Source organism: Nocardioides sp. LML1-1-1.1, from assembly GCF_040676175.1.
GTDB lineage: Bacteria > Actinomycetota > Actinomycetes > Propionibacteriales > Nocardioidaceae > Nocardioides.
The window spans coordinates 1,043,659-1,068,963 of record NZ_JBEGHK010000001.1; the positions used below are offsets into that span (position 1 = coordinate 1,043,659).

Here is a 25,305-nt window from a genome sequence, read left to right on the forward strand (position 1 = left end):
ACCCCCACCCTAGACATCGATAGATCGAAGCAGAGAGAGCAATCGTGACTGAAACCCAGAGCAACCTCGGCGATGGCACCGGGGGCGGCCGCGTCCAGCCCGTCGACCTGCAGGAGTCGATGAAGCGCTCCTACATCGACTACGCGATGGCCGTCATCGTCGGCCGGGCCCTGCCCGACGTACGGGACGGGTTGAAGCCGGTGCACCGCCGGGTCCTCTACGCCATGTACGACGGCGGCTACCGCCCCGACCGCGGCTTCAACAAGTGCGCGCGCGTCGTCGGCGACGTGATGGGTAACTACCACCCGCACGGCGACTCCGCGATCTACGACACCCTCGTCCGCCTCGCCCAGCCCTGGGTGATGCGCAACCCGCTGGTCGCGGGCCAGGGCAACTTCGGCTCGCCGGGCAACGACCCCGCCGCCGCGATGCGCTACACCGAGTGCCGGATGGCGCCGCTGGCCATGGAGATGGTCCGGGACATCGACGAGGACACCGTCGACATGGTCCCCAACTACGACGGCAAGACCGAGGAGCCGACGATCCTGCCGGCCCGGTTCCCCAACCTGCTGGTCAACGGCTCCGCCGGCATCGCGGTCGGCATGGCCACCAACATCCCGCCGCACAACCTGCGCGAGGTCGCCGACGGCGCGGTCTGGGCGCTGGAGCACCCCGACGCCACCCGTGAGGAGCTGCAGGACGCCCTCATCGAGCGGGTCAAGGGCCCCGACTTCCCCAACGGCGCGCTGATCGTGGGCCGCGAGGGCATCGAGCAGGCCTACCGCACCGGCCGCGGCTCGATCACCCAGCGCGCGATCATCGAGGTCGACGAGGACAAGGCCGGCCGCACCGTCCTCGTCATCACCGACCTGCCCTACATGGTCAACCCCGACAACCTGCTGGTGAAGATCGCGGAGCTCGCCGACGCCGGCAAGGTGCAGGGCATCAGCGACGTCCGCAACGAGACCTCCTCGCGGGTGGGCCAGCGCATCGTCGTCGTGCTCAAGCGCGACGCCGTCGCCCGGGTCGTGCTCAACAACCTGCTCAAGCACACCGAGCTGCAGACCAACTTCTCCGCCAACATGCTCGCGCTCGTCGACGGCGTGCCGCGCACGCTGAGCATCGACCAGTTCATCAGCAACTGGGTCGAGCACCAGGTCGAGGTCATCCGCCGGCGCACCGAGTTCCGGCTCCGCAAGGCCGAGGAGCGGGCCCACATCCTGCGTGGTCTCGCCAAGGCGCTCGACATGCTCGACGAGGTGATCGCGCTGATCCGGCGCTCGCCCGAGGTCGAGGACGCCCGCCGCGGCCTGATCGAGCTGCTCGACATCGACGAGCTGCAGGCCAACGCGATCCTCGACATGCAGCTGCGTCGACTGGCCGCCCTCGAGCGCCAGAAGATCATCGACGAGCTGGCCAAGATCGAGGCCGAGATCGCCGACCTCAAGGACATCCTCGCCAACGTCAGCCGTCAGCGGCGGATCGTGGTCGAGGAGCTGGGGGAGATCGTCGAGAAGTACGGCGACGACCGTCGTACCCAGATCATCGCGGCCGCCGGCGACATGTCCATGGAGGACCTGATCCCCGACGAGGACCAGGTCGTCTCGATCACCCGCGGCGGCTACGCCAAGCGGACCCGCGCCGACCAGTACCGCACGCAGAAGCGCGGCGGGAAGGGCGTGCGCGGCGCCTCGCTGCGCGGCGACGACGTGGTCGAGCACTTCATCGCCACCACCTCGCACCACTGGCTGCTGTTCTTCACCACGGCCGGCCGGGTCTACCGGACCAAGGTCTACAACCTGCCCGAGGCCTCCCGCGACGCCAAGGGCGGCCACGTCGCCGGCCTGCTGTCCTTCCAGCCGGACGAGTCGATCGCCCAGGTGCTCGCGATCCGCGACTACGAGCAGGCGCCGTACCTCGTCCTGGCGACGAAGAAGGGCCTGGTCAAGAAGACCCGCCTCGGCGACTACAACAGCCCCCGCCAGGCCGGCGTCATCGCGATCAACTTCCGCGACGACGACGACGAGCTGATCGGCGCCGAGCTGGTCAGCAGCGACGACCACATCCTGCTCGTGTCCCGCAAGGGCCAGGCGATCCGCTTCCCCGCCACCGACGACCAGCTGCGCCCGATGGGCCGGGCGACGTCCGGCGTCACCGGGATGAAGTTCCGCGACGGCGACGCGCTGCTCTCGATGGCCGTCATCCGCGCCGAGGAGGTCGCCAACGAGGAGGCCGAGGGCGACGCCGAGGCGCCGGTCCAGTACGTCTTCTCGATCACCGACGCCGGCAAGGCGAAGCGGAGCCGGATCGCGGAGTACCGCGTGCAGTCGCGCGGCGGCATCGGCATCAAGGCGATGAAGCTGGAGAACGAGGAGCGCGGCTCGCTCGTCGGGGCGTTCATCGTCGTCGACGGCGACGAGATCCTCTCCATCACCGCCACCGGCCAGGTCGTCCGCTCGCCCATCAACGACGACTTCCGGCCCACCGGCCGCTCCACCCAGGGCGTCAACTTCGTCACCCCGAAGAAGGGCGACACGGTCGCCGTCGTGGCCCGCTCCGTGGAGGCCAAGGACCCCGACGACGAGGCGACCGAATCGCCCGATGAGGCCCCGGATGCCACAATCGGAGGGACCACCGAGCCCACCACGGGCGAGGACGGGACCACTGGGGATCCCGGGGAGAGTGAGAGCTGATGACCGAGCGCGTCGACGAGACCGCGATCCGTCCGCCTGTGGACGGGTCGCCGAGCGGCCCGCCGGCGACCCCGCCGCAGCCGCCGTCGACCTCCCTGCCGGGCACCCCGCCGAGCGCCCGTCCGCGCGCCCCGCGCCGGGCCCGGCTCCGGCTCACCCGGGTCGACCCGTGGTCGGTCATGAAGACCTCGTTCCTGCTCTCCATCGCCTTCGCGGTCGTCACCGTGGTGTCGGTCGCGATGGTGTGGCAGGTGCTCGGCGCCGCCGGCGTCTGGGACTCGATCAACTCCACCATCCAGGAGAGCATCGGCGGCGAGGACGTGGCCGGCTTCCGGATCGAGGACTACCTCGGCACGAGCCGCGTGCTCGGCTTCACCATGCTGGTGGCGGCCATCGACGTCGTGCTGATCACGGCGGCGGCGACCCTCGTGGCGTTCCTCTACAACATGTCCGCCGCCCTCCTCGGCGGCGTCGAGATCACCTTGGCTGAGGACAACTGAGCTGATGGCGCGAGCGCGTTCTCGCTGCGCTCGCCCTCGCTGCCGCGCTCGCCGTTGCCTCCGGTAGGTGGTGGCGTCCGTCCGGCGTCCTGCCCGTCGGCGCGCTGAACGACGCCTCCCTGCGCCTCCGGTCGCTCGTTCCTCGCTCCCTCCGGCTGCGGGCCGGCACCGTCCCGCGCTGGCCGCCGATGTTCACCGCGGTCCTCGTTTTGTTCGCTGCTCCGATGCTCCGGTAAGGTCTGTCCTCGGCTTGCTGCCGCGGGGCTTCCACCCAACAACAGCAGGCCACCCGGGCCTATAGCTCAGACGGTTAGAGCACCACACTGATAATGTGGGGGTCAGAGGTTCAAGTCCTCTTAGGCCCACGGAACACCCCGGCCGCGGTCACCGCGGGCCGGGGTTTCTCGTTAGAAGCAAGGAGTGGAGCAGTGAAGAAGCTCGTTCTCGCGGTCCTCGCCGCCGTCGGCGTCGTCGTGGCCGGCAAGAAGCTCCAGGAGAGCAAGGCCGAGCAGGCCCTCTGGGCCGAGGCGACCGACACCCTCCCCAAGAGCTGACCCACCCGCCCGTACGACGGGTCACGGGGCCTTGGCGCAATTGGTAGCGCACCTGCTTTGCAAGCAGGGGGTTAGGGGTTCGAGTCCCCTAGGCTCCACCAGAACACGCTCTGACCTGCGACGGAGCATCCAGCACTAGTCAGGCTGGAGCTCTGTTACCCACATGCTGAGCTGTGACGGCTTCTGAATCCTCACAGATGTGCTGCGCGGTCCGACTTGTCGCCGTCGAAGTCCTGGGCGAGATAGACCCTCAGGGTCGTGTTGGTGTCGGCGTGCCCGAGCTGGTCAGCGATCCGACGACCCGGCACCCCAGCCTCTCCGAGACTGGCATCGGAATGATCCTGGCGGAGCCGTCGTGGAAGCCGCGTGTTCGATCGGAGCTAGCCTCGCCATATGGCAGAGCTTGCCCGCGCAGTGGCTGCACTCAGGATCGTCGGTGAGGATCTGGACCCGTCAGAGATCACCGCGCTACTGGGCTGCGAGCCGACGACCGCATGGGCGAAGGGTGAGACCCGGACCACGCACGGCGTGACGCGGGTGATGAGCTTCGGTAAGTGGGGCATGGAGGCGCCTGAAACGAGCCCGGCAGATCTCGACTCCCAGGTGTCGGCCATTCTCGACCGCCTGAGTCCTGACCAGGGGGTGTGGAGCAACCTCGCTGAACGGTACGACGTTGATCTGTTCTGCGGGTGGTTCATGGAGCGGCTGAACGAAGGGGTGAGTCTTGCGCCCGAGACATTGGCATCTCTCGGGGCGAGGCGGATCGTGCTCGACATCGATCTGTATGGTGCGTTTGAAGCCGATGCGCCCGAAACTAGATCGGTTCCTGCCGTGCAGAAGTGGTGGCCCGGCCGGAGCTAGACCGCTCTGCGTTACCTGCACGCTTACCCGTGTGGGCCGTTACTGGCAATGTTCTTCGATGTCGGGAAGTGGGGAGTGCTTCCCAGGCCTACGCGGGACTCACGGTCAGAGTGTCGTAGTGAATGTCCGAGCATGGTTCTGGATGTTGTGCCCGCGATAGATGCAGGGGGTTAGGGGTTCGAGTCCCCTAGGCTCCACCACGCACGCTCAGCGTGCCTCCACGAACACCGGGTCGAGCTGGGCCGCCCAGGCGTGCTCCTTGCGCCGGCGCTGCCACCACGACCGGTAGACCTCCGAGCTCCGCGCCTGGGCGCCGTACGTCGAGAGCACGGCCCGGTACGTCGCCTCGACCATCGAGCGCCCGACCCGCTCGCGTCGCCACGCGATGATGACCCGCATCCGGACCGGGTCGCCGACGAGGGGGCGGACCGCCACCCCCGGCGGCGGGACGACGAGCGGCTCGACGAGCTGCAGGGCCAGCCCAGTGGCGATCAGCGGCCGCCCGCCGCCGTAGGGGAAGGTGAAGCGGACCAACGGGTCGAAGCCGGCGTCGAGGGCGGCGGAGCGGAGCTCGGCGAGGGAGCCGTCGTCGGCGCCGGGCGGCTCGATCCAGGTCTCGCCGGCCAGGTCGGCGAGGTCGATCTCCTCGCGAGCGGCGAGCGGGTGGCCCTCGGCGAGGCCGACGAAGACCGGGATGGTGGGCAGCACGACCCGGTGCCCGAGCTCGGGCGGCACCTGGTGCTCGGCGTCGTCGGAGACGAGGACGACGGCGAGGTCGTGGTGGTGGTGGGCCAGTCCGTGGGCGAGGACGGCGGTGGAGGTGTCGACGGCGTACCGCAGGTCGCGTTCCTCGCCCAGCGTGCGCTCGAGCTCGGCGATCAGGGCCGTGGTGCACTCCATCGGGGAGAGGCCGACGCCCAGCGCAGCGGTGCTGCGGTGCTCGGCGATGTGCACCTGGAGCTGGTCGAACTCGGCGAGCGAGGCCGCGGCCCGGCGGACGACCTGCTCGCCCAGCGGAGTGGGGACGACGCCCACCCGCTCCCGCCGGAACAGGGGCTCGCCGACCTGTCGCTCGATGCGCTGCAGCAGCGTCGTCAGGGACGGCTGGGTCGTCCCGAGCTCGGCGGCCGCGCGGGTGACGCTGCCGGCGGAGGCGAGCGCGCACAGCGCCCGCAGGTGCCGGATCTCCATGTCCACGGCCCGAGCGTAGGTCGTTCCTGGCCCAGGTGCCGGACCACCACGGCCTCATTGCACCAACCAATGACAGTTCGCCATGGTCGGTGCGTCGGGGACCCGACCACACTGAGGACGTGGATCGCATGGGGGGCTCTGGTGAGGCAGGTACTTCGTCGTCCTGCCTCACCAGACAGCCCTCGCAGGGCATCCTGATCGGGTGAACCGCGCGCTGCTGCCGGCCCTCGCCGCCGGCGCCGTGCTCCTGGCCGGCTGCTCGTCGGCCCCCGAGCGCCCCGATGCCTCCGGTCCCGACGAGCAGGCCTGCGTGACCGGCACGTTGCAGTACACCTGGGACAGCGCGGAGGACGGCGACGAGGACGGCGGTCCGGTGCCGACGACCGCTCCGGTCCGCGCCGCCGACTGGGAGCTGTGGGCGGCCGACGACTCCGGCGAGCCGGTCGTCACGGGCATCACCGACGACCAGGGGAGCTTCGACGCCTGCGTCGACGGCGACCTCCCGGCCGGTGCCAGCCTCCACTTCCCGGCGTCCTCACGAGGCCTGTGGCAGGTCGTCGACGACGTCGGCGGCAGCGTGCACACGTTCAGCGTCGACGTCACGGGCGACGACCTCGGCACGGTCGCCGTGCCGCGCAGGGACGCGGGGGCGTGGAAGATCGTCGACACCGCCGGTGAGCTGTACGCCGAGCGCGGCACCGACTCGCCCTGCTGGACCGCGCGGGAGAAGACCGCGGCCGACTGCTCCACGCTCAGCTTCGTCTGGGCGGCCGACCGCAAGGACGGCGGCTACTTCGACGTCGGCGACAGCAACTCCCCCATCCTTGCCGGCGAGGACGCCGCCTCGCGGCACACGATCGTGCACGAGGCCGGCCACTGGTGGCAGTGGCTGCTCTACGACGGGCGCTTCCCCCGCGTCACCGACTGCACCCCGCACTTCATCGACAAGGTCACCTCGCGCAGCTGCGCGTGGACCGAGGGCTTCGCGGACGCGGTGGCGGCGTACGTCCTGGGTGACGACGTCTACGTCCACGACGACGGACTGGTCCAGTCCTTCGCCTCCACGCGGGACCTGCCGGTCGCCGCCGGCGACGCGGTCGAGGGCAACGTCGCGGCCTCCCTGCTCGACCTGTGGCAGCTCGCGGACGGCTGGGACGACGACCTCGCGGTGATGACCGGCGAGCCGAGTGGCGACTTCGAGGAGTACGTCACCGAGGACCGGCCGGCCGCGGGGCTGCCCGTGGACGCCGACGTACGCAGGCTGCTGGGCGGGCACACCATCGACTACTGACGTTCACGGCTCGCCCCTGTTTGATGTCGGCGGCGCGGCCTACTGTCGAACCATGACCACCGCGCAGTGGACGGCCGACTCCCTCCTGACCCGCTACGACGAGGTCCGGTCGCACACGGAGCGGCTCGCCGCGCCGCTGTCCCCGGAGGACCAGACGGTGCAGTCGATGCCGGACGTCTCGCCGACGAAGTGGCACCGGGCGCACGTGACGTGGTTCTTCGAGACCTTCCTGCTGGCGGAGAACGAGGCGGGCTTCGCGCCGTACCAGGACCGCTACTGGTTCCTCTTCAACTCCTACTACGAGGCGGTCGGCCCGCGCTACGCCCGCGCCGAGCGCGGCGTGATCAGCCGCCCGGGCGCGCACGACGTCGGGCTCTACCGGGCCAACGTGGACGAGCGGGTCAAGATCCTGCTCGACACCCTCGACCAGGGCACGATCGACAAGCTGGCGGCCACGATCGAGCTGGGCTTCCACCACGAGCAGCAGCACCAGGAGCTGCTGCTGATGGACATCAAGCACGTGCTCTCGCTCAACCCCCTCCAGCCCGTCTACGACGGCCGCCCGTCGACCCCGACCGAGCCGGACGACCTGGGCTGGGTCGAGGTCGCGGGCGGGCTGGTCGAGATCGGGCACCGCGACGCGGGCTTCTCCTTCGACAACGAGCTGCCCCTGCACCAGGCCTGGCTGGAGCCCTACCGGCTCGCGGACCGGCTGGTGACCAACGGCGAGTGGCTGGCGTTCATGGCCGACGGGGGCTACCGGCGGGCGGACCTGTGGCTCTCCGACGGCTGGGCCCGGGTCAACGGCGAGCAGTGGGACGCGCCGTTCTACTGGCAGCAGGTCGACGGGGTGTGGTTCGAGCACACCCTGCACGGCACCTTCCCGGTCGACCCCGGCCTGCCGGTGAGCCACGTGAGCCACTACGAGGCCGACGCCTACGCCACCTGGGCGGGCAAGCGGCTGCCCACCGAGGCGGAGTGGGAGCACGCGGTCCGCACCGACACCCGCGACGAGCCCACGCCGACGGGCAACCTCGCCGACACCGAGACCTTCCACCCGCGCGCGGCCGGCGCGAGCACGGGCCGGCTGCGGCAGGTGTTCGGCGACTGCTGGGAGTGGACCTCCTCGGCCTACCTTCCCTATCCCGGCTTCCACCCGCCGGCCGGCGCGATCGGGGAGTACAACGGCAAGTTCATGTCCAACCAGATGGTGCTGCGCGGCGGCTGCGCGCTGACCCCGGCCGGCCACGCGCGGGCCGGCTACCGCAACTTCTTCCCACCCGGCGCACGGTGGGCACTGTCCGGGCTACGCCTGGCCGACGGAGGGGAGCCCCGATGAGCGAGCGACGCGAGCCCGAGATGACGGTGCTGCTCGACCCCGACTGGGCGAGCGGCAGCCTCGTCGACGACGTACGACGCGGACTGACCCGGCACCCGCGCACGCTCCCGCCGCGGTGGCTCTACGACGACCACGGCTCGCAGCTGTTCGACGAGATCACCCGGCTGCCGGAGTACTACCCCTTCCTCGCCGAGCGCTCGATCCTGGAGGCGCACGCCGACGAGATCGTCGCGGCCAGCGGCGCGACCACCCTGGTCGAGCTCGGCAGCGGCACCAGCGAGAAGACCCGGCTGCTCCTCGACGCCTTCACCCGGGCGGGCCAGCTCACCCGGTTCGCGCCGGTCGACGTCTCGGAGGGCACGCTGCGCGCGGCGGCCGACGAGATCGCGACGGCCTACCCCGGTCTGGAGGTGGCGGCCGTCGTCGGCGACTTCACCCTGCACCTGGCCCAGCTGCCGCAGGGCGGCCGGCGGATGGTCGCTTTCCTGGGCGGCACCATCGGCAACCTCTACCTGGAGGAGCGCAAGGCCTTCCTCGGCGCGCTCGGCGACCTGCTGGCACCGGGCGACTCGGTGCTGCTCGGCACCGACCTGGTGAAGAGCGCCGACCGCCTCATCGCCGCCTACGACGACAGCCAGGGCGTCACCGAGGCGTTCATCCGCAACTCCCTCACCGTGGTCAATCGCGAGCTCGGCGCGGACTTCGACCAGGACGCGTTCTCCTACATCCCGTTCTGGGACGGGCACATGGAGCGGATGGACATGCGGCTGCGGGCCGAGGTGCCGCAACGGGTCAGCGTGCCGGGCGCGGACCTGGTCCTCGACCTGGCCGTGGGCGAGGAGCTCCGGGTGGAGATCTCCACGAAGTTCCGGGTCAGCCGGATCGCGGCCGAGCTGGAGGCCACCGGGCTCGCGGTGGCGCGGGTGTGGACCGACGAGCCGGGCGACTTCGCGCTCACTCTTGCGGTCAAGCCCTGATCCGACCGGAAAATCTGCGTCCGGGGTCTGGACGTGCCGCCGTCGAGCGGGCAGGGTCGAAGGGCCGGGCTGCGGCCCGGTCTATCTACTCGGAGGTATTCCACGTGAAGAGAACGCTGACGATCGTTGCGTCAGGACTGACCGCCGCGGCACTGCTCGTGCCGGCGGCCAACAGCACGGCGGCCCCGGCCGACCATGACCGCACGGGGGGACAGGCGGCCGGCGCGCCGTCGTACACCCCTCCGGCCCCGGTGTGGGGCGAGTGCTCGGTGGCCCGGCTCAAGGCCGCGGGCGCGCAGTGCGCGAACCTCGAGGTCCCGCTCGACTACGCCAAGCCGAACGGCAAGAAGATCCAGATCGCGGTGAGCCGCAAGCTGCACACCGACCCCGACTACAAGGGCATGATCGCGGTCAACCCCGGCGGCCCCGGTGGATCCGGCCTCATCTACTCGATCCTCGGCGGGTCGATCCCGGACGGCGTGGGCGCGAAGTACGACTGGTACGGCTTCGACCCGCGCGGCGTCGGGAGCAGCACCCCGTCGCTGAGCTGCGACCCCGACTACGCCGGCGCGGGCTACGACCGCCCCAACTACGTGCCGACGCGCGCCGCGGACCTGCGCTGGTGGCGCACGACCACGAGCGGCTACTCGCGGTCCTGCTCGAAGGCCGACGCCAAGGCGCTGCTGCCGCACCTGCGCACGACCGACGTCGCGCGTGACCTCGACAGCCTGCGCAAGGCCGCCGGCCAGGAGAAGCTGAACTACTACGGCTTCTCCTACGGCACCTACCTCGGCCAGGTCTACGCGACGATGTTCCCGAAGCAGGTCGGCCGGTTCGTCTGGGACGGCGTGCTCAACGCGAAGAACGCCTTCTACCAGGCCAACCTCGACCAGGACATCCAGTTCGACAAGAACCTGGACACCTACTGGAAGTGGGTCGCCGACCACGACGCGCACTTCGGTCTCGGCACCGACTGGCGCGCCATCAAGCGGGGCTACTACCGCCTGCGGGCCCAGCTCGACCGCAACCCGGCCGCCGACGGCAAGCTCGGCCCGGACGAGCTGGACGACGTGATGCTGAGCGCCGGCTACTACGTCTACGACTGGGTCGCGCTCGGCGACGCCTACGCCACGCTGGTCAAGACCGGCGACGGCACCGACGTGCTCGCCAACTACGGCGGTCCGGGCGACGACAACGGCTTCGCGGTCTACAACGGCGTGCAGTGCACCGACGCGAAGTGGCCCGGCTGGCAGCGCACCCAGGCCGACGCGTGGCGGATCCACCTCAAGCACCCGTTCCTGACGTGGGGGAACACCTGGTACAACGCTCCGTGCCTGAACTGGCCGGCCCCCTCGCGCAACGCCGTCAAGGTGGACGGGTCGCGGATCTCGACGAAGATCCTGCTCATCGCCGAGACCAACGACGCCGCGACGGTCTACTCCGGGGCGCTCGCCACGCGCAAGGCCTTCCCGTCGTCGTACCTCATCGAGGGTGTGGGTGGCACCACCCACTCGGGCTCGCTGTCGGGCATCGCGTGCACGGACGACACCATCGCGCACTACCTCGACACCGGTGAGCTGCCGGCCCGCAAGCGCGGCAACCGCAGCGACCAGCAGTGCGACCCGGTGCCGGCTCCCGAGCCGGCCGCCGCGGCGGGCCTGCGTGCCCGCAAGGCGACGGGCGGCAGCCAGGACCTGCTGCCGGCCGACCTGCGCGCGGGTCTGCAGGAGGCCCAGTCGATCGGGCGCTGAGCCCCGATCTCCCACCGGTGGCGGGCGTCGTGCGGTACGACGTCCGCCACCGGCGCGTCTCTGGCAGACTCAGCGCCGTGAAGCACGCCCGGTCCCGCGCAGCGCTCGCCTGCGCGGCCCTGGCGACGATGGTCCTCGCGGGGTGCACGAGCGAGCCGAAGCCGGTCTACCAGGACCCGCCCGCCCCGGCGGCCGTCGCCACGGAGTACGACCCCTCGCTCGAGCCGTCGGCCGCCGTGCTGACCCTGGTGCCGGAGAAGGCCACCTCGCTCACCGTCACCGACTTCGACCAGCTCCGGCTGGTGCTCGGCCACGGCTCGCTCACCGGCGCCAGCCCGGCCGCGGAGCGGGCCGCCTTCTGGCGTCAGGTGCCCACCACCGCCTCGCTCTCGCTCGGGCTGCTGCGTCCCGACGACGCCCGGCTGCGCGCCGACTTCGGGATCGGCCAGGACGACGTGGCCTGGGAGGCGACGTACGACGGCGGCTGGATCCTGTCCTTCCACGACACCGTCCCGATGGCGTCGGTGCAGCGCGCGGTCAAGGCAGGCGTGGGCCGGCTGCGGGGCGCGGTCGTCGACCCGGCACGGCACCTCGTCACCTCGACCGCCCCGCCGGACGTCGCCCAGTCCTGGGGCGCCCAGGCGAGCCTGCTGGCGCTGGTCGGGCGGGAGGCCGTCTCGACGTACGTCGACCGGTCCTGCCTCTCCTTCGACAGCGTGTTCGGCGACGGGCTGCAGGCCCAGCTCGCCGACGCCCCCGCCGCGGCGCTGCGGGCGCTGGACGAGCTCGACGCCTACTCGGTCGCGCTCGGCACCGAGCTCGCCACCGTCCAGCTCGGACCGGGTCGCGACGACGCCTTCGACCGGGTCCGGCTGGCCGAGGTGATGCCGCCGACGAAGCCCGAGTTCGGCCTGGCGCTGAGCCGCGGGGTCGCCGACCCGGGCAGCGGCCGGCTCGGCTACACGCTGAGCGACCCGGCCGCCGCGGCCGAGCTGACCCGCACCGGGCAGCTGCCGTTCGCGGTCTGCCGCAACGGCGGCTGATCAGCCTCGCGTCTCAGCCCGCAGCGCGTCGAGCTGGGCCTTGTCGTGGGCGCAGAAGACGGTGACCTCGTCGCCGTGCGCTCGGGCCAGCTCCTGCAGCCGCTCCAGGTTGCTCACCCGGGCCTTGTTGTCGACCGCCATCAGCCGCTGGAAGGCGGTCAGCGCGGGCGGGCAGGTGGGCGGCTCCTGGACCTGGCCACCACTGAAGAAGGCGTCGCCGGCGTGCAGCAGCCAGCGGCCGTCGTCCGTGCGGACGGCGACACCGGAGTGGCCGCGGGTGTGCCCGGGCAGCGGCACGATCACCACGTCGTCGGCCAGCGCCGTGACCGCGGCGAACCCGAACCAGTCGTCGCCGCCCTCGGCGTGCGTCTCCCAGCGCGGGCCGTGCGCCCACTGGCCCTGGACGTAACGCTGCTTCTCCTGCAGCGAGGGGTGCAGCGCGGCCTCGAGCTCGGTGGCGTGCACGTGCACCCGCGCGTCCGGGAAGTCACCGATGCCGCCGGCATGGTCGAGGTCGAGGTGGGTGAGCACGATGTCGGTCACCTCGGCCGGGTCGTGCCCGAGCGCCCGGACCTGCGCCTGCGCGGTCTCCTGGGCGTCGAGCGCCGGCCGGACCGCGGCGAGGAAGGGCCGGCCGAGGCGGTGCTTGTCGGCCAGGTCCGCGGTGCCGAAGCCGGTGTCGACGAGGGTCAGTCCGTCGGGCCGTTCGAGCAGGAGCACGTGGGCGACCATCCGCGGCGCCAGCGGCGGCCGCATCGTCGCGCAGTTCAGGTGGGAGATGCGCACGGCCCGATCCTGGCGCTGCCGCGCGTGCGGTGACTACCTCCCGCGGGAGGATTTGTCTGTCTTGCGGCGCGACCGGGTGGTCACAGCGACAGGTCGTGCAACCGCTGGACGGTGGGCGAGGTCGGCACCGTGCTCGGGTCCGGCGCGGTGCCGAAGATCCGGTCCGCCGTACCGGCGGTGGTGACGGTGAACCAGTAGTGCTCGCTCTTGTAGTGGTGCAGCCGGTGGTTGCGCCAGACCTTGCGGTACCACGCCGACCTCGGCCGGTAGTCGCTGTGCAGGAGGTAGTGCGTCCACTCGTAGCCGGACTTGATCGCGTAGATCGCCACCAGGAGCGTGAACATCGCGGTCCAGGTCGGCGTGACCAGCCAGGCCAGCCCGGTCCACGCGGGCGCGAGCCACAGCTGGGCCTGCCAGGGGATGAACACGAGCGGGATCTCGCGCGGGTTGGCGTGGTGGAGGCGGTGCTTGCGCGCGAGCAAGGGGTCGAGGGTCAGCGGGCCGAGGTGGCGCGGCTTCCAGTGCAGGATGACCACGTGGACCAACCACTCCACGACCGGCAGGATCGCGACCAGGCCGACAGGCACGAGCAGCTCCCACCACGAGCCGGGACCGGCGAGGACCCGGCCGGTGGTCGCGGCGGCGAGGGCGGTGCCGAGCAGGTAGGGGCTCGGGTGCCGCCAGAACGCGGCGAAGACCTCCCCCAGCGTCTGGTTCGTACGACGGCCGGCGGCCCTGTCGCCGACGTACTTGCCGTCGAGCCGCGCCTCGTCGTCGGCCAGCCGGGACGCGGCGTGCGCCTCGCGGGGGCTCATCGCTCGTCCCCGATCGCGTCGAGCGCCGCGAGCAGCGCCTCGGCCGTCGGCGTGAGGACCCGGGCCGCGGCGGCCCGGGCGGTGGCCGCGTCGCCGGCCCGGACAGCGTCCGCGAGCAGCCGGTAGGGCTCGACCTGGCCCACCTCGGCGGCGAGCAGGGCACCGAGCGCGGGCAGCGCCGGCTCGTAGGCCGTGCGCAGGCTGTTGAACATCAACCGGTAGACGATCGACTCGGCGCCGTCGACGAGCAGGTCCCAGTAGTCGAGGGCGAGCTGTTGCCAGCGGACCGGGTCGGTGGCGCCGCCCATCGCGTCGACGACGTCGATGAGCTGGTGGGCGAGGGCCGGGCCACCCCGCTGCGCGGCGAGCGCCGCGATGCCGGGCCCGACCTCGGCGCGGGCCTCGATCACGCTGCGGGCGACGGCGGTGTCGAGGCCGCCGGTGCGCACGAGCAGCCGGGGCAGCAGGTCGAGCCCGGCCGCCGTACGGAAGTCGCGGACGGTGGTGGCGCCCCCGTGCCGCACCTCGACCAGCCCGGTCTGCGCGATCCGCTGCAGCGCCTCGCGCACCGCCGGCCGGGAGATGCCGAGCACCTCGGCCAGCCGGCGCTCGCTGGGCAGCGGCTCGCCGACGGCGAGCTCGCCGTCGAGGACGTCGTCGAGGACCTGGTCGAAGACCTGGTCGGCCACGGAGCGGCGGGTCACGGGTCGCAGTGCCATGTCCGCGACCGTAGTCGACCACTCGACTGGTGGTCAAGTGGTCTGACCAGTCGGTTGTAGTCCCTGGCGAAAAGCACCCATTCCGGCCCGATCGGGGTGCTTTTCGCCAGGGACTACCGCGCCCGTAGGCTGAGAGCGTGGTGCGATGGTGGAGCATGCGGCTGTGGGGCGTGCACCTCCTCGCCCTGGTCTGCGTGGGCTTCGCGGCCGGCATGGGCGTGTGGCAGTACGACGCCTGGCAGGACCGCCGCGCGGCCGAGCAGGTCGACCTGACCGCCGCCGCCCCGGTCCCGATCACCGACGTCCTCGGGCCCGACGACCCGTTCCCGACCGCCGGCCTGGGCCGCCCGGTCGACATCACCGGCACCTTCCTGAGCGAGGGCACGGTGCTGGTCACCGGGCGCGAGGGCGCCGACGGTGCTGACGGCTCCTGGCTGGTCACCCCGCTGAGCGTGGGCGCGCCCGACCAGCCGGCGGTGCCCGTCGTCCGGGGCTGGGTGCCCGCGGACACCGCGATCGCCGACGTCCCACCACCGCCGGCCGGCGAGATCGCCCTGACCGGCTGGCTGCAGCCGACGGAGTCCGCCCAGGAGGGCGACGACGACCCGAGCGACGGCACGATCGCGCACCTGCGGGTGGCCGACCTGGTCCAGCTCGTCGGCGGCCAGGACCTGTACGGCGCCTACGTGGTCGCCGAGGACACCTCCCCCAGCGACGCGGCCGCCGGGGTGGTGGCGGCGAGCCTCGACCAGCTCCCGCCCGCGAGCCGGTTCACCGGCCTGCGCAACATCCTCTATGCGATCGAGTGGTGGGTCTTCGCCGCGTTCGCGGTGTTCCTGTGGTGGCGCCATGTGCGCGACGTCACCGCGCAACCGGTCCTCGACGAGTCCGCCGCCGAGGACGCCGAGGACGACGCCGTACCCTCGAAGCCGTGACCAAGCTCTTCACGGCCTATCGCGTGCTCGCGCTCGTGGTGGGCGTCCTGCTCGTCGTCGGCACCCTCGGCTCGCTGTGCAAGTACCTGCTCACGGACGGCTCCGCGCTCCAGCAGCTCGGCGACGACCTGACACCGATCTGGCTGGTGCACGGCTGGATCTACATGGTCTACGTCGTGGTGGCGTTCCTGCTCAGCCAGAAGCTGCGGTGGAGCATCCCCCAGCTCGGCCTGGTGCTGATCGCCGGCCTGATCCCCGGCCTGATCTTCTGGGTCGAGCACCGGGTGGTCGCGCGGGTGCGCGAGGACCACCCGGAGCTCGCCCGCGCCTGAGTCAGGGACGCGGCTCGGCGGACTGCCACTGCTGCTCGCCGCCGGCCTGCAGCTTCTTGGCGACGGCGGCCACGGCCGCGCCGACCAGACCGACCAGCACGAGCCTCTTCAGCGTCTTCATCGCGTTCTCCTCGGGTGTCGTCGGACGGGACCTGACGTCCAGCATGGTCCCCTGCGCAAGTCCTCGTAGGATCGGGGCGTTGCCGGACCACCCCGGACCGGCGCGACGTACCGAGCTCACGAGACGAGGATCCCCATGGCAGACCAGCAGGCCGTCCTGAAGACCAACAAGGGCGACATCACGGTCAACCTGTTCCCGAACCACGCACCGCTGACGGTGAAGAGCTTCGTGGGGCTCGCCACCGGCAACCCCGTCGAGGTCACCCCTGACGGGCCGTTCACCCCCGACCGCCGCGGCGGTACGACGGGCGAGGGCCCCTTCTACGACGGCCTCACCTTCCACCGGATCATCCCCGGCTTCATGATCCAGGGCGGCTGCCCCGACGGCATCGGCACCGGCGGCCCGGGCTACCAGTTCAAGGACGAGCCGCACCCGGAGCTGACCTTCGACAAGCCGTACCTGCTCGCGATGGCCAACGCCGGCCCGGGCACCAACGGCTCGCAGTTCTTCATCACCGTCGGCGCGACCACCTGGCTGAACTTCAAGCACACCATCTTCGGTGAGGTCGCCGACCAGGCCGGGCGCGACGTGGTCGACGCGATCGCCGCCGTGCCGACCGGCCGCAACGACAAGCCGGTCGAGCCGGTCGTCATCGAGTCGGTCGAGATCAAGGGCTGACCCCTTCGATGACCAACCCTCCGGTCGGGGTGCCGACCTGCTACCGGCACCCCGACCGGGAGACCTGGATCCGCTGCCAGCGCTGCGACACGCCGATCTGCCCGGACTGCATGCGCGACGCGGCGGTGGGCTTCCAGTGCCCCTCGTGCGTGGCGGAGGGCCGCAAGTCGGTGCGCCAGGCCAAGACGGCGTACGGCGGGGTGATCTCCGCCAACCCGGGCGCCACCTCGATCACCCTGATCGGCATCAACGTGCTGGTCTGGATCGCGATCATGGCCAGCGGCTACCGCGACAGCCGGCTCACCTCGTGGCTGAGCCTGCACGCCGCGAGCTTCTGCCAGGACGGCGACCGGGTGCTGATCACGTCGAGGACGGCGTGCGAGGCCGGCTTCAGCGCGACCTGGGTCCCCGGCCTCGACGACGGGGCCTGGTGGCAGGTCCTCACCGCCTCCTTCACCCACGTCGAGCCGTGGCACATCTTGATGAACATGTTCGCGCTGTGGTCGCTGGGCCCGGTGGTCGAGCGGTTCCTGGGCCGGGCCCGCTTCGTCGCGCTCTACCTGGTCGCGGCCCTCGGGAGCGCCTTCGCCGTCTACGCGTTCGCCGGTGCCTACACCGAGACGGTCGGTGCGTCCGGGGCGATCTTCGGCCTGCTCGCCGCCTCGCTGGTCGCGGCCTGGAGGATCGGCGCGGACCTGTCGGTCTTCCGGACCACGCTGATCCTCGCGGTGGTGATCAGCATCGTCCCGGGTGTGTCCTGGCAGGGCCACCTCGGCGGCTTCGTCGCCGGTGGCCTGGCGGCGGGGGTGCTGGTGCTGGCACCCAGGGAGCAGCGCACCGTCGTCCAGGTCGCCGGGCTCGGCCTGATCGCGGCGATCTGCCTCGGTGGGATCGCCCTGATGATGGCGGGAGCCTGAGTTTCCCCAGGTTTCTCCACCGATGTGGAGGAATGACAGCCATGTAGTTCTCCCCAGCTGTGGAGATCGTTGTGGAAAACGAACGGCGCCGGTGACCCGAAGGTCACCGGCGCCGCGTCGTACGAGGGCGGAGGACCTACTCCCAGCGGGTGGCGAACGTGAAGCCGACCGCCATGAAGGCGATGCCGACGAACAGGTTCTTCTGCCCGAGGTCGGTGAAGACCGCGATGTAGTCGGGGTCCTTGCCGGTGAGGAAGATGTAGAAGATGCAGATCCACAGCAGGCCGATGAGGAAGCAGCCGAGCATCCCGACCACCACGCCCCGGCCACGGCCGAGCGGCGTGCTCGGGTGCGCGGAGACCGCGAGCCCGAGGAAGAGCAGGACGAAGCCGATCAGGTAGTTCTTGCCCTCGAGGTCGGCGATGAAGGACGGGCCGCCCGGCTGGACCGGCTTGCCCTGGTCGTTGAGGGCGCCGAAGCCGCCCTCGGGCCGGACCCCGAAGTAGTAGTAGAGGATCCACGCGATCCCGGCGACGATCAGCAGGAGCGCGATCGCGAAGCGGACGGTCAACAGCGGTCCGCGCTCGGGGGCGAACGGGTCGTCGTCCTTCTTCTTCGACAGGCGGGGCAGCTTCGCCACGTCTCGGCTCCTCGTGCGTTTCGCCCAGCGGTGGGCTCGGGGTGGACACTGTCAGTATGACGGGTACGCACGCGGGCGCACCGCCGGGCCATCGCTCCAGCAGGTCGCTGGCCTGGCGGGTCGGGACGCCGCTCGTCGCGCTGCTCAGCGGCAGCCTGCTCGCGGTGTCCGCCGCGAACAGCGACGGGACCGACCTCCGGCCCGGACGGTACACCGATCTGGCCGGACTCGTGGAAGCCGAGGCCCAGGACTACCAGCGCGTCGAGGACCGCTTCAACGACCTGACCGCCGAGGTGGACCGTCTCGGCGGCGACGTCAGCGACCGCGGCGTCGACAAGCTGCGCCGCCGCGCGGCCGGCCTGCGCGACCCCGCCGGGCTCACCCCGCGCGAGGGCCAGGGCGTGCGGATCACCATGTCGGACGCCCCCACCGAGCTGGTCGAGGACGCGCTGAAGCGCAACAAGGAGACCAAGGACCCCGAGCAGCGGCTCAACCTCAACCGCTTCGTGGTCCACCAGCAGGACATCCAGGCGGTGGTCAACGCGTTGTGGGACGGCGGCGCGAGCGCGGTCACCATCGCCGGCCAGCGGGTGATCTCCACGACCGGCATCAAGTGCCGCGGGCCTGTCGTCCAGCTGCAGGGCGTGCCCTACTCCCAGCCGTTCGTGATCGAGGCGGTCGGCGACCAGGGCGACCTGCTCGGCGCCATCGACGACGACCCGCTGGTCAGCGGTTACCGCACCGACTCGCTCAACCCGCAGATCGAGATCGGCTGGTCGCTCGACGCCGAGGAGCAGATCAAGGCGCCGGCCTACGACGGCCTGCTCGACCTGCAGTACGCCCGGCCGCTGCGCCGGAAGTAGCCGCTAGCCCGCGGGGTTCTGGCCCGGGGGCGGGTCCAGCGGGTTCTTCGGGTCGGTGCCGGCAGTGACCTCCTGGCCGTCGCTGATGCCGTCGCCGTCACTGTCGGGGTTGTTCGGGTCGGTCCCCAGCTGGGCTTCCTGCGCGTCGGAGAGCCCGTCGCCGTCGGTGTCGACCGGCGCGGGCGGCGTCGGCTTGACGTAGATCGAGACGAAGATGACCACCTCGTCGCCCTGGTCGCGTCGCGTGCCCGCGGCCGGCACCTGGTCGGTGATCCGGCCCTTGGTCTGGCTGTCGTCGGACGCGGCGGCGTTGCGCACCACCGGCACGAAGCCCGCGTCGCGGATCAGCTTCTCCGCCTGGGCACGGGTCTTGCCGACCACGTTCGGCACCGCGGCCGGGCCCTCGGAGACGCAGAGGGTGACGTCGGTGTCGGTGCCGACCGACGTACCGGCGACCGGCGTCTGCTCGACGACGGTCCCCTTCGGGTCGTCCGCCTCGCACTGGGTGACCTTGACCTTGGTCTCCGGGATGCCGGCCTCCTTGAGGGCGGTGATCGCCGCGGCCCGCTTCTGCCCGGTCAGCGTCGGCATCGGGAAGTCGCACCGCCCGCTGGAGACGGTGAGGTAGACGGTGCCGTTGGGGCGCAGGTAGTCGCCGCCGCCCGGCTCCTGCTTGATGACGGTGCCGCCCTCGAACTCGTCGCTGCACGCGACCTGGCTGTGGTCGCTCTCCAGGCCGGCCTCGCCGATCTCGCTGCGGGCGGCGTCGACCTCCTTGCCGACCACGCCGGGCACGGCGACGTCGGTCGGGGTGTCGTCGAAGAGCTTGGGCCAGACCAGGTACGCCGTCCCGAAGAGCGCCAGCAGCAGCACCGCCAGCAGCACCCACAGCCCGGCGCGGCTGCGCCGCTCGTCCGGCACCGGGGGCACGGCGGCGCGGACCGCGGTCTCGTTGGTCGCCGGCCGCGGCACCGGGACCGGCACGGGCACCGGGGTGGGCCCGGTCGACGGGTCGGCGACGACCGCCTGCACCGGCCGGCCGGCGAGGTAGCGCTCGATGTCGGCGCGCATCTGCGCGGCCGACTGGTAGCGGTCCTCGACCCGCTTGGCGAGCGACTTCATCACGATCGCGTCGACCTCCGGGGTGAGGTCGTGCTCGTGCCGCGACGGCGGCACGGCCGGCTCGCGCACGTGCTGGTAGGCCACCGCGACCGGCGAGTCGCCCACGAAGGGCGGCCGGCCGGTGAGCAGCTCGTAGAGCAGGCAGCCGGCGGAGTAGACGTCGGAGCGGGAGTCGACGGTCTCGCCGCGCGCCTGCTCCGGGGAGAGGTACTGCGCGGTGCCGACGACGGCCGCGGTCTGGGTCATCGAGGACTGGGCGTCGCTCATCGCGCGGGCGATGCCGAAGTCCATCACCTTCACGTCGCCCGACGGCGTGAGCATCACGTTGCCGGGCTTGATGTCGCGGTGGATGATGCCGGCGCGGTGGCTGTAGTCGAGGGCCGACAGCACGCCGCTGGTGATCTCCAGGGCCCGCTCGGGCAGGATCTTGCGGCCCTCGCGGAGGATGTCGCGCAGGGTGCGGCCGGCGACGTACTCCATCACGATGTAGGGCACGACCTCGTCGCCGCCCCCGGGCTGCGGGGTGCGCTCCTCGCCGGTGTCGTAGACCGAGACGATGGCGGGGTGGTTGAGCGAGGCCGACGACTGCGCCTCGCGGCGGAAGCGGGCCTGGAAGGTCGCGTCGCTGGCGAGGTCGGTGCGCAGCCGCTTGACCGCGACCACGCGGCCGAGCCGGGTGTCGGTGCCCTTGCGGACCTCCGCCATGCCGCCGCGGCCGAGGAGCTCGCCGAGCTCGTAGCGGCCGCCGACGACGGGGCCGTCGTTGGGTGGGGTGCTCATCCGGCCGCGCCTTCCGTGAGCTGGCTGCCGATGTCGGTCGGGAGGGTGGGCTCGGTGGTCGGCTCGGTGGGCTGTGTCGGCTCGGTGGGCTCCGTCGGCTCGGTGGGCTCGGTCTCCTCGACCGGTCCCCAGTAGAAGACGACGATCTCGTCGCCCTTGTCCAGGGTGCCCGAGCGGGAGAGCTGGGCCACGGTGCCCTCACGGCAGGAGCCGTCGTTGGGGACGTCGTAGCGCTCCACGGAGACCTGCAGGCCCAGGTTGCGCAGGTCGCGCTGGGCGTCGCGGTAGCCGGTCGTGCAGGTGTAGTCGTCCTCGTCGACGTCGACCGTGGTGTCCTCGGTCGTGGTCTCGCTGGTCGGCGTGGTCGCCTCGCTGGTCGGGGCCGAGGTGGTGTCGTCGGCGGTCGGCTCGTCGTCGTCCTTGCCGCCCAGCAGCAGTGCCGCCACCACGATCGCGGCGACCACGAGCAGCAGCACCCCGACCACGGCCGGCCACGGGGACTTGCGGCGCTCGTCCGGCTCCTCCGCGCCGGCGTACGCCGACGGGGAGTCCAGGCGCTGCATCGGCGTCGCCGGGCCGGGAGCCGGGACCGGCACCGGGACCGGGACGGACGGCAGCACCTGGGTCGCGCCCTCGGCGGGCGTGGGCGGCGGGACGGCCGCGGCGGCGCTGGAGGGGTTGCGGATCGCCGCGGCGAAGGCGGCGCCGTCGGCGTAGCGCTCGGCGGGGTCCTTGGCCAGCGCGCGGGTGACCACGGCGGCCAGCGGCGCGGGCACGCTCGCGGGCAGCGCGGGGACCGGCTGCTGGAGGTGCGCGAGCGCGGTGGCGACGGGCGTCTCGGCCTCGAACGGGCGACGCCCGGTGAGGCACTCGAAGGCGACCACGCCGAGGGAGTAGACGTCGGAGGCGGGCGTCGACGGGTTGCCGCGCGCCTGCTCGGGGCTGAGGTACTGCGGGGTGCCCATCACCGAGCCGGTGCGGGTCAGCGCGACCGCGTCCGCGGCCCGGGCGATGCCGAAGTCGGTGATCTTCACGGTCCGGTCGGCGGTGACCAGCAGGTTGGCGGGCTTGACGTCGCGGTGCACGATGCCGGCGCGGTGCGCGACACCGAGCGCCTCGCCGGCCTGCGCGATGAGGTCCTGGACGACGGCGGCGTCGAGGGTGCGGCCGTTGGACCGCGCGGTCGCGAGCAGGCTGGAGAGCGGCTGGCCGTCGACCAGCTCCATGACCAGGTACGGCGGCAGCTCGCCCGCCTCGTCGGCGCCGTAGTCGTAGACGCCGGCGATCCCCGGGTGGTGCAGTGCCGCGGCGCTGCGGGCCTCGCCCTCGAACCGGGTGCGGAACATCGGGTCGTCGGCGAACTCCGCCTTGAGGACCTTGACCGCCACCGGCCGGCTCAGCCGGGTGTCGGTGCCGCGCCAGACCACACCCATGCCGCCCGTGGCGATCACGGAGTCCAGGTGGTAGCGACCGGCGCGGTCGGCGTACGGGCTCTGGCTCACTTGTTCAACACCGCTTCCATGACTGCCTTGGCGATCGGCCCGCCGAGCTGGCCCCCCGCGATCTCCTTGCCCGGTGCCTCCTGGATCATCACCGCGACGGCGACCTCGGCGTCCTTGGCGGGCGCGAACGAGGTGAACCAGCCGTACGGCGGCTTGCCCTCCACGCCGCGCTGCGCCGTGCCGGTCTTGCCGGCGACGCTCACCCCGTCGATGGCGGCCGGCGAGGCGGTGCCGTCGTCGACGGTGGAGACGAGCAGGTCGGTCAGCTGGGCGGCGGTCTGCGGGGAGATCGCGTCGCGCAGCTTCTCCGGCTCCGTGGTCTCCAGCACGTCGAAGCTCGCGGTCTGGATCTCGTCCACGAGGTAGGGCCGCATCAGCGCGCCGCGGTTGGCGATCGCGGAGACCACCATCGCCATCTGCAGCGGCGTGGCCTGCACCGAGAACTGGCCGAAGCCCGAGCGCGCGGTCTCGGCGTCGTTCAGCTCCCGGGCGTCCTGCTCCTTGCCGTCGATGGTGTCGACGACGCTCTCGGGGAACACCGAGCGGGCCTGCGGGCCCAGGTCGAGCAGGTAGTCGCTGTTGAAGCCGAACGCCTCGGCCGTCTCGCGCAGCTTCTCCGGGCCGACCTTGACCGCCATCTTGGCGAAGGCGGTGTTGCAGGAGTTCTCCATCGCCGCGGCGAACGAGATCTCCGCCGGGCTGCACCCGCCGCGGCCCTCGTTGTCGACGACGTTCTGGTCGCCGCGGGTGCCGGGCAGCTGCCAGGTCGCGCCCGAGGGGACCTTGTCGTCCTGGTTGTAGTCGCCGTTCTCGATCGCGGCCGCGGCGGTGACGATCTTGAACGTCGAGCCCGGGAAGAGCCGGGTCTGGATCGCCCGGTTGAGCAGCGGCTGGTGGTCGTTGGCCTCGAGCCGGTCGTAGGCCTTCTCCCGCACCTCGCGGTCGTGGGAGGCCAGCTGGTTCGGGTCGTACGACGGGAAGGACACCATCGCCAGGATCCGGCCGGTCTTCGGCTGGATCGCCACCACGGCGCCCTCGCCGTCGGGACCGACGGTGTCGCGCAGCGCCTGGTAGGCCGCGCGCTGCGCCTTCGGGTCCAGCGTCAGCGAGACGTTGCCGCCCTGGTTGGTGTCGCCCTTGAGCAGGTCGACGAGGCGGTTGACGAACAGCCGCGGGTCCTCGCCGGAGAGCACCTTGTTCTGGCTGCGCTCGATGCCGGTCTGGCTGCCGAGCTGCAGGTAGCCGGTCACCGGCGCGTAGAGCTGCTTCTGCGGGTAGACCCGCAGGTACTTGTAGCGGTCGTCGATCGGCTTGCTCTGCGCGATGGGCGTCTCGCCCACCTGGATCAGCCCGCGCTCGCGGCTGAACGCCGCGGCGGCGACCCGGGCGTTGCGCGGGTCGGTGTTGAGCTTGTCGGCGTGCCAGAACTGCAGGTATGTCACGTTCGCCATCAGGGCGAGGAAGAGGAACATGCAGAAGATCGAGACCGCGCGGATCGGCTTGTTCATCGGTCCACCACCTTCACGATCTGGGTTGCTTGCTCGTCGGCGTCCTCGGTCTCGGTCAGGTCGGGCAAGGGGCGCCGGGCCTGGTCGGAGATCCGCAGCAGGATCGCGATGATCACCCAGTTGGCGACCAGCGAGGACCCGCCGTAGGACAGGAAGGGTGTCGTCAGGCCGGTCAGCGGGATCAGCCGGGTGACCCCGCCGATCACCACGAAGATCTGCAGCGCGAAGACCGCCGCCAGACCGGTCGCGACCAGCTTGCCGAAGCCGTCGCGGGAGATCAGCGCCGCACGCAGCGCGCGCTCCACGACCAGGCCGTAGAGCAGCAGCACCGCCATCACCGCGGTCAGCCCGAGCTCCTCGCCGATGGAGGCGAGGATGAAGTCGGACTCGGCGTAGGGCACCCGCTCCGGCGAGCCCTCGCCGAGGCCGCGCCCGATCAGCCCACCCCAGGCGAAGCCGTAGAGCGCCTGCACCAGCTGGTAGCCGTTGCCGTCGGGGTCGGCGAAGGGGTGCAGCCAGATGTCCACCCGCGACTGCACGTGGGAGAACAGCCGGATGGCCGTCGCGGCGCCACCGAAGAAGAGCAGGCCACCGACGACCAGCCAGCCGGGCCGCTCGGTGGCGACGTAGAGCATGACCAGGAAGAGGCCGAAGAACAGCAGGCTGGAGCCGAGGTCGCGCTGCAGCACCAGGATGCCGAGGCTGACCACCCACATCATCAGGATCGGCCCCAGGTCGCGCCCGCGCGGCAGGTCGATGAAGACCACCCGGCGCCCGGCGAGCGCCAGCGCGTCACGGTGCACGACGAGGTAGCCCGCGAAGGTGATCACCAGCAGCACCTTGGCGACCTCGCCGGGCTGGAAGCTGAACGGGCCGAGCGCGATCCAGATCCGCGCGCCGTTGATGGTGCGTCCGACGCCCGGGAGCATCGGCATGATCAGCAGCACCAGCGCCGCCAGCCCCGAGGTGTAGGTGAAGCGGGCGAGGAGCCGGTGGTCGGGCAGCACGATCAGCGTGCCCACGAAGAGCACCACTCCCAGCGTCATCCAGGTCAGCTGCTGGCTGGCGAGCGCGGTGTCCTTGGCGAGGTCCAGGCGGTGGATGATCGCCAGGCCCATGCCGTTGAGGGCCGCCACCACGGGCAGCAGCACCGGGTCGGCGTACGGCGCGACGAGGCGCACCGCGACGTGGGCCGCGACCACGAGCAGGGTCAGCCAGCCGCCGTACGCGAGCAGGTTGGTGGGCACCTCGCCGTCGATGCCCAGGCCGACCGAGGCGTAGGCGCCGATGCCCACGACGAGCGCGAGCACCAGCAGGAAGAGCTCCGCGCCCCGCCGGCGGCGGTGCACGAAGCCCATCAGGGCGGAGTTGGTGGCCATGTCAGCGG

23 protein-coding genes and 2 tRNA genes are annotated in these 25,305 nt (G+C 71.6%); 16 read left to right on the forward strand and 9 right to left on the reverse strand.

Translation table 11 applies throughout. The features are described 5' to 3' along the window. Positions 1-119: 119 nt before the first annotated feature. The 6 genes from gyrA to MRBLML1_RS05170 all read left to right on the forward strand — a co-directional run bounded on the left by gyrA (position 120) and on the right by MRBLML1_RS05170 (position 4,608). On the forward strand, positions 120-2,693 hold the full coding sequence (gene gyrA, locus MRBLML1_RS05145) for a DNA gyrase subunit A (RefSeq protein ID WP_414691230.1): 2,574 nt from the start codon (positions 120-122) through the stop codon (positions 2,691-2,693). Then, positions 2,693-3,193, forward strand: coding sequence for a DUF3566 domain-containing protein (locus tag MRBLML1_RS05150; RefSeq protein ID WP_364512333.1), 501 nt, complete (start codon positions 2,693-2,695; stop codon positions 3,191-3,193). Before gyrA ends, MRBLML1_RS05150 begins: the two co-directional genes overlap by 1 nt. Before the next feature lie 291 nt (positions 3,194-3,484). Continuing rightward, positions 3,485-3,558 (forward strand) — tRNA-Ile (locus MRBLML1_RS05155). A gap of 63 nt (positions 3,559-3,621) precedes the next feature. After that, complete coding sequence (locus tag MRBLML1_RS05160) at positions 3,622-3,747, forward strand: DLW-39 family protein (protein ID WP_364512336.1); 126 nt, start codon at positions 3,622-3,624, stop codon at positions 3,745-3,747. A 25-nt stretch (positions 3,748-3,772) separates the two neighbouring features. Then, positions 3,773-3,848 (forward strand) — tRNA-Ala (locus tag MRBLML1_RS05165). Positions 3,849-4,140: 292 nt separating this feature from the next. Beyond that, positions 4,141-4,608, forward strand: a complete 468-nt coding sequence (locus MRBLML1_RS05170) for a DUF4279 domain-containing protein (protein ID WP_364512339.1) — start codon at positions 4,141-4,143, stop codon at positions 4,606-4,608. A 207-nt stretch (positions 4,609-4,815) separates the two neighbouring features. Here the strand turns inward: MRBLML1_RS05170 and MRBLML1_RS05175 are convergent, their stop codons facing one another. Continuing rightward, complete coding sequence (locus MRBLML1_RS05175; protein ID WP_364513134.1) at positions 4,816-5,799, reverse strand: LysR family transcriptional regulator; 984 nt, start codon at positions 5,797-5,799, stop codon at positions 4,816-4,818. Positions 5,800-6,001: 202 nt separating this feature from the next. Here MRBLML1_RS05175 and MRBLML1_RS05180 point away from each other — a divergent pair, with 202 nt between their 5' ends. The 5 genes from MRBLML1_RS05180 (at position 6,002) to MRBLML1_RS05200 (ending at position 12,200) form a co-directional block, all read left to right on the forward strand. Continuing rightward, positions 6,002-7,090, forward strand: coding sequence for a metalloprotease (locus MRBLML1_RS05180; RefSeq protein ID WP_364512342.1), 1,089 nt, complete (start codon positions 6,002-6,004; stop codon positions 7,088-7,090). Between the two features lie 52 nt (positions 7,091-7,142). Next, positions 7,143-8,429, forward strand: coding sequence for an ergothioneine biosynthesis protein EgtB (gene egtB / locus MRBLML1_RS05185; RefSeq protein ID WP_364512345.1), 1,287 nt, complete (start codon positions 7,143-7,145; stop codon positions 8,427-8,429). Further along, positions 8,426-9,406, forward strand: a complete 981-nt coding sequence (egtD, locus tag MRBLML1_RS05190; RefSeq protein WP_364512348.1) for an L-histidine N(alpha)-methyltransferase — start codon at positions 8,426-8,428, stop codon at positions 9,404-9,406. Before egtB ends, egtD begins: the two co-directional genes overlap by 4 nt. A 104-nt stretch (positions 9,407-9,510) precedes the next feature. Then, a complete protein-coding gene (locus MRBLML1_RS05195) occupies positions 9,511-11,157 on the forward strand; it encodes an alpha/beta hydrolase (RefSeq protein WP_364512351.1) in 1,647 nt (548 codons plus the stop codon). 77 nt (positions 11,158-11,234) lie between these two features. After that, a complete protein-coding gene (locus MRBLML1_RS05200; protein ID WP_364512354.1) occupies positions 11,235-12,200 on the forward strand; it encodes a hypothetical protein in 966 nt (321 codons plus the stop codon). On the opposite strand, the gene MRBLML1_RS05205 is transcribed toward MRBLML1_RS05200, so the two are convergent. The 3 genes from MRBLML1_RS05205 to MRBLML1_RS05215 form a co-directional block, all read right to left on the reverse strand. Next, positions 12,201-12,986 carry an MBL fold metallo-hydrolase gene (locus tag MRBLML1_RS05205; protein ID WP_364512357.1) on the reverse strand — a complete coding sequence of 262 codons (786 nt, stop codon included), beginning with the start codon at positions 12,984-12,986 and terminating at the stop codon, positions 12,201-12,203. It abuts the gene before it with no gap. An 80-nt stretch (positions 12,987-13,066) separates the two neighbouring features. Further along, positions 13,067-13,801: a sterol desaturase family protein gene (locus MRBLML1_RS05210; protein WP_364512360.1), complete on the reverse strand. Its 735-nt coding sequence runs from the start codon at positions 13,799-13,801 to the stop codon at positions 13,067-13,069. Further along, positions 13,798-14,520, reverse strand: a complete 723-nt coding sequence (locus MRBLML1_RS05215) for a FadR/GntR family transcriptional regulator (RefSeq protein ID WP_364512363.1) — start codon at positions 14,518-14,520, stop codon at positions 13,798-13,800. The genes MRBLML1_RS05210 and MRBLML1_RS05215 overlap by 4 nt, the downstream gene beginning before the upstream one ends. A 137-nt stretch (positions 14,521-14,657) precedes the next feature. Between MRBLML1_RS05215 and MRBLML1_RS05220 the strand changes: the two genes are divergently transcribed. The 4 genes from MRBLML1_RS05220 to MRBLML1_RS05235 all read left to right on the forward strand — a co-directional run bounded on the left by MRBLML1_RS05220 (position 14,658) and on the right by MRBLML1_RS05235 (position 17,503). Next, positions 14,658-15,455: an SURF1 family protein gene (locus MRBLML1_RS05220; RefSeq protein ID WP_364512366.1), complete on the forward strand. Its 798-nt coding sequence runs from the start codon at positions 14,658-14,660 to the stop codon at positions 15,453-15,455. Next, on the forward strand, positions 15,452-15,787 hold the full coding sequence (locus tag MRBLML1_RS05225) for a DUF3817 domain-containing protein (RefSeq protein WP_364512368.1): 336 nt from the start codon (positions 15,452-15,454) through the stop codon (positions 15,785-15,787). The genes MRBLML1_RS05220 and MRBLML1_RS05225 overlap by 4 nt, the downstream gene beginning before the upstream one ends. A 256-nt stretch (positions 15,788-16,043) precedes the next feature. Then, positions 16,044-16,586 carry a peptidylprolyl isomerase gene (locus MRBLML1_RS05230; protein WP_364512370.1) on the forward strand — a complete coding sequence of 181 codons (543 nt, stop codon included), beginning with the start codon at positions 16,044-16,046 and terminating at the stop codon, positions 16,584-16,586. 8 nt (positions 16,587-16,594) lie between these two features. Further along, positions 16,595-17,503 carry a rhomboid family intramembrane serine protease gene (locus MRBLML1_RS05235; protein WP_364512373.1) on the forward strand — a complete coding sequence of 303 codons (909 nt, stop codon included), beginning with the start codon at positions 16,595-16,597 and terminating at the stop codon, positions 17,501-17,503. A gap of 136 nt (positions 17,504-17,639) precedes the next feature. Here the strand turns inward: MRBLML1_RS05235 and MRBLML1_RS05240 are convergent, their stop codons facing one another. Further along, a complete protein-coding gene (locus MRBLML1_RS05240) occupies positions 17,640-18,143 on the reverse strand; it encodes a cell division protein CrgA (protein WP_364512376.1) in 504 nt (167 codons plus the stop codon). 56 nt (positions 18,144-18,199) lie between these two features. Here MRBLML1_RS05240 and MRBLML1_RS05245 point away from each other — a divergent pair, with 56 nt between their 5' ends. Next, positions 18,200-19,006 (forward strand): DUF881 domain-containing protein, encoded by an 807-nt coding sequence (locus tag MRBLML1_RS05245; protein WP_364512379.1) that lies wholly within the window; start codon positions 18,200-18,202, stop codon positions 19,004-19,006. 3 nt (positions 19,007-19,009) lie between these two features. On the opposite strand, the gene pknB is transcribed toward MRBLML1_RS05245, so the two are convergent. Genes pknB through MRBLML1_RS05265 form a run of 4 tightly spaced genes read right to left on the reverse strand, consistent with a single transcriptional unit; the run spans position 19,010 to position 25,297 of the window. Next, a complete protein-coding gene (gene pknB, locus MRBLML1_RS05250) occupies positions 19,010-20,908 on the reverse strand; it encodes a Stk1 family PASTA domain-containing Ser/Thr kinase (RefSeq protein WP_364512381.1) in 1,899 nt (632 codons plus the stop codon). Then, positions 20,905-22,410, reverse strand: a complete 1,506-nt coding sequence (locus tag MRBLML1_RS05255) for a serine/threonine-protein kinase (RefSeq protein WP_364512382.1) — start codon at positions 22,408-22,410, stop codon at positions 20,905-20,907. Before MRBLML1_RS05255 ends, pknB begins: the two co-directional genes overlap by 4 nt. Then, positions 22,407-23,918 carry a peptidoglycan D,D-transpeptidase FtsI family protein gene (locus tag MRBLML1_RS05260; protein WP_364512384.1) on the reverse strand — a complete coding sequence of 504 codons (1,512 nt, stop codon included), beginning with the start codon at positions 23,916-23,918 and terminating at the stop codon, positions 22,407-22,409. The genes MRBLML1_RS05255 and MRBLML1_RS05260 overlap by 4 nt, the downstream gene beginning before the upstream one ends. Continuing rightward, complete coding sequence (locus MRBLML1_RS05265; RefSeq protein WP_364512387.1) at positions 23,915-25,297, reverse strand: FtsW/RodA/SpoVE family cell cycle protein; 1,383 nt, start codon at positions 25,295-25,297, stop codon at positions 23,915-23,917. The genes MRBLML1_RS05260 and MRBLML1_RS05265 overlap by 4 nt, the downstream gene beginning before the upstream one ends. Between the last annotated feature and the right edge of the window lie 8 nt (positions 25,298-25,305).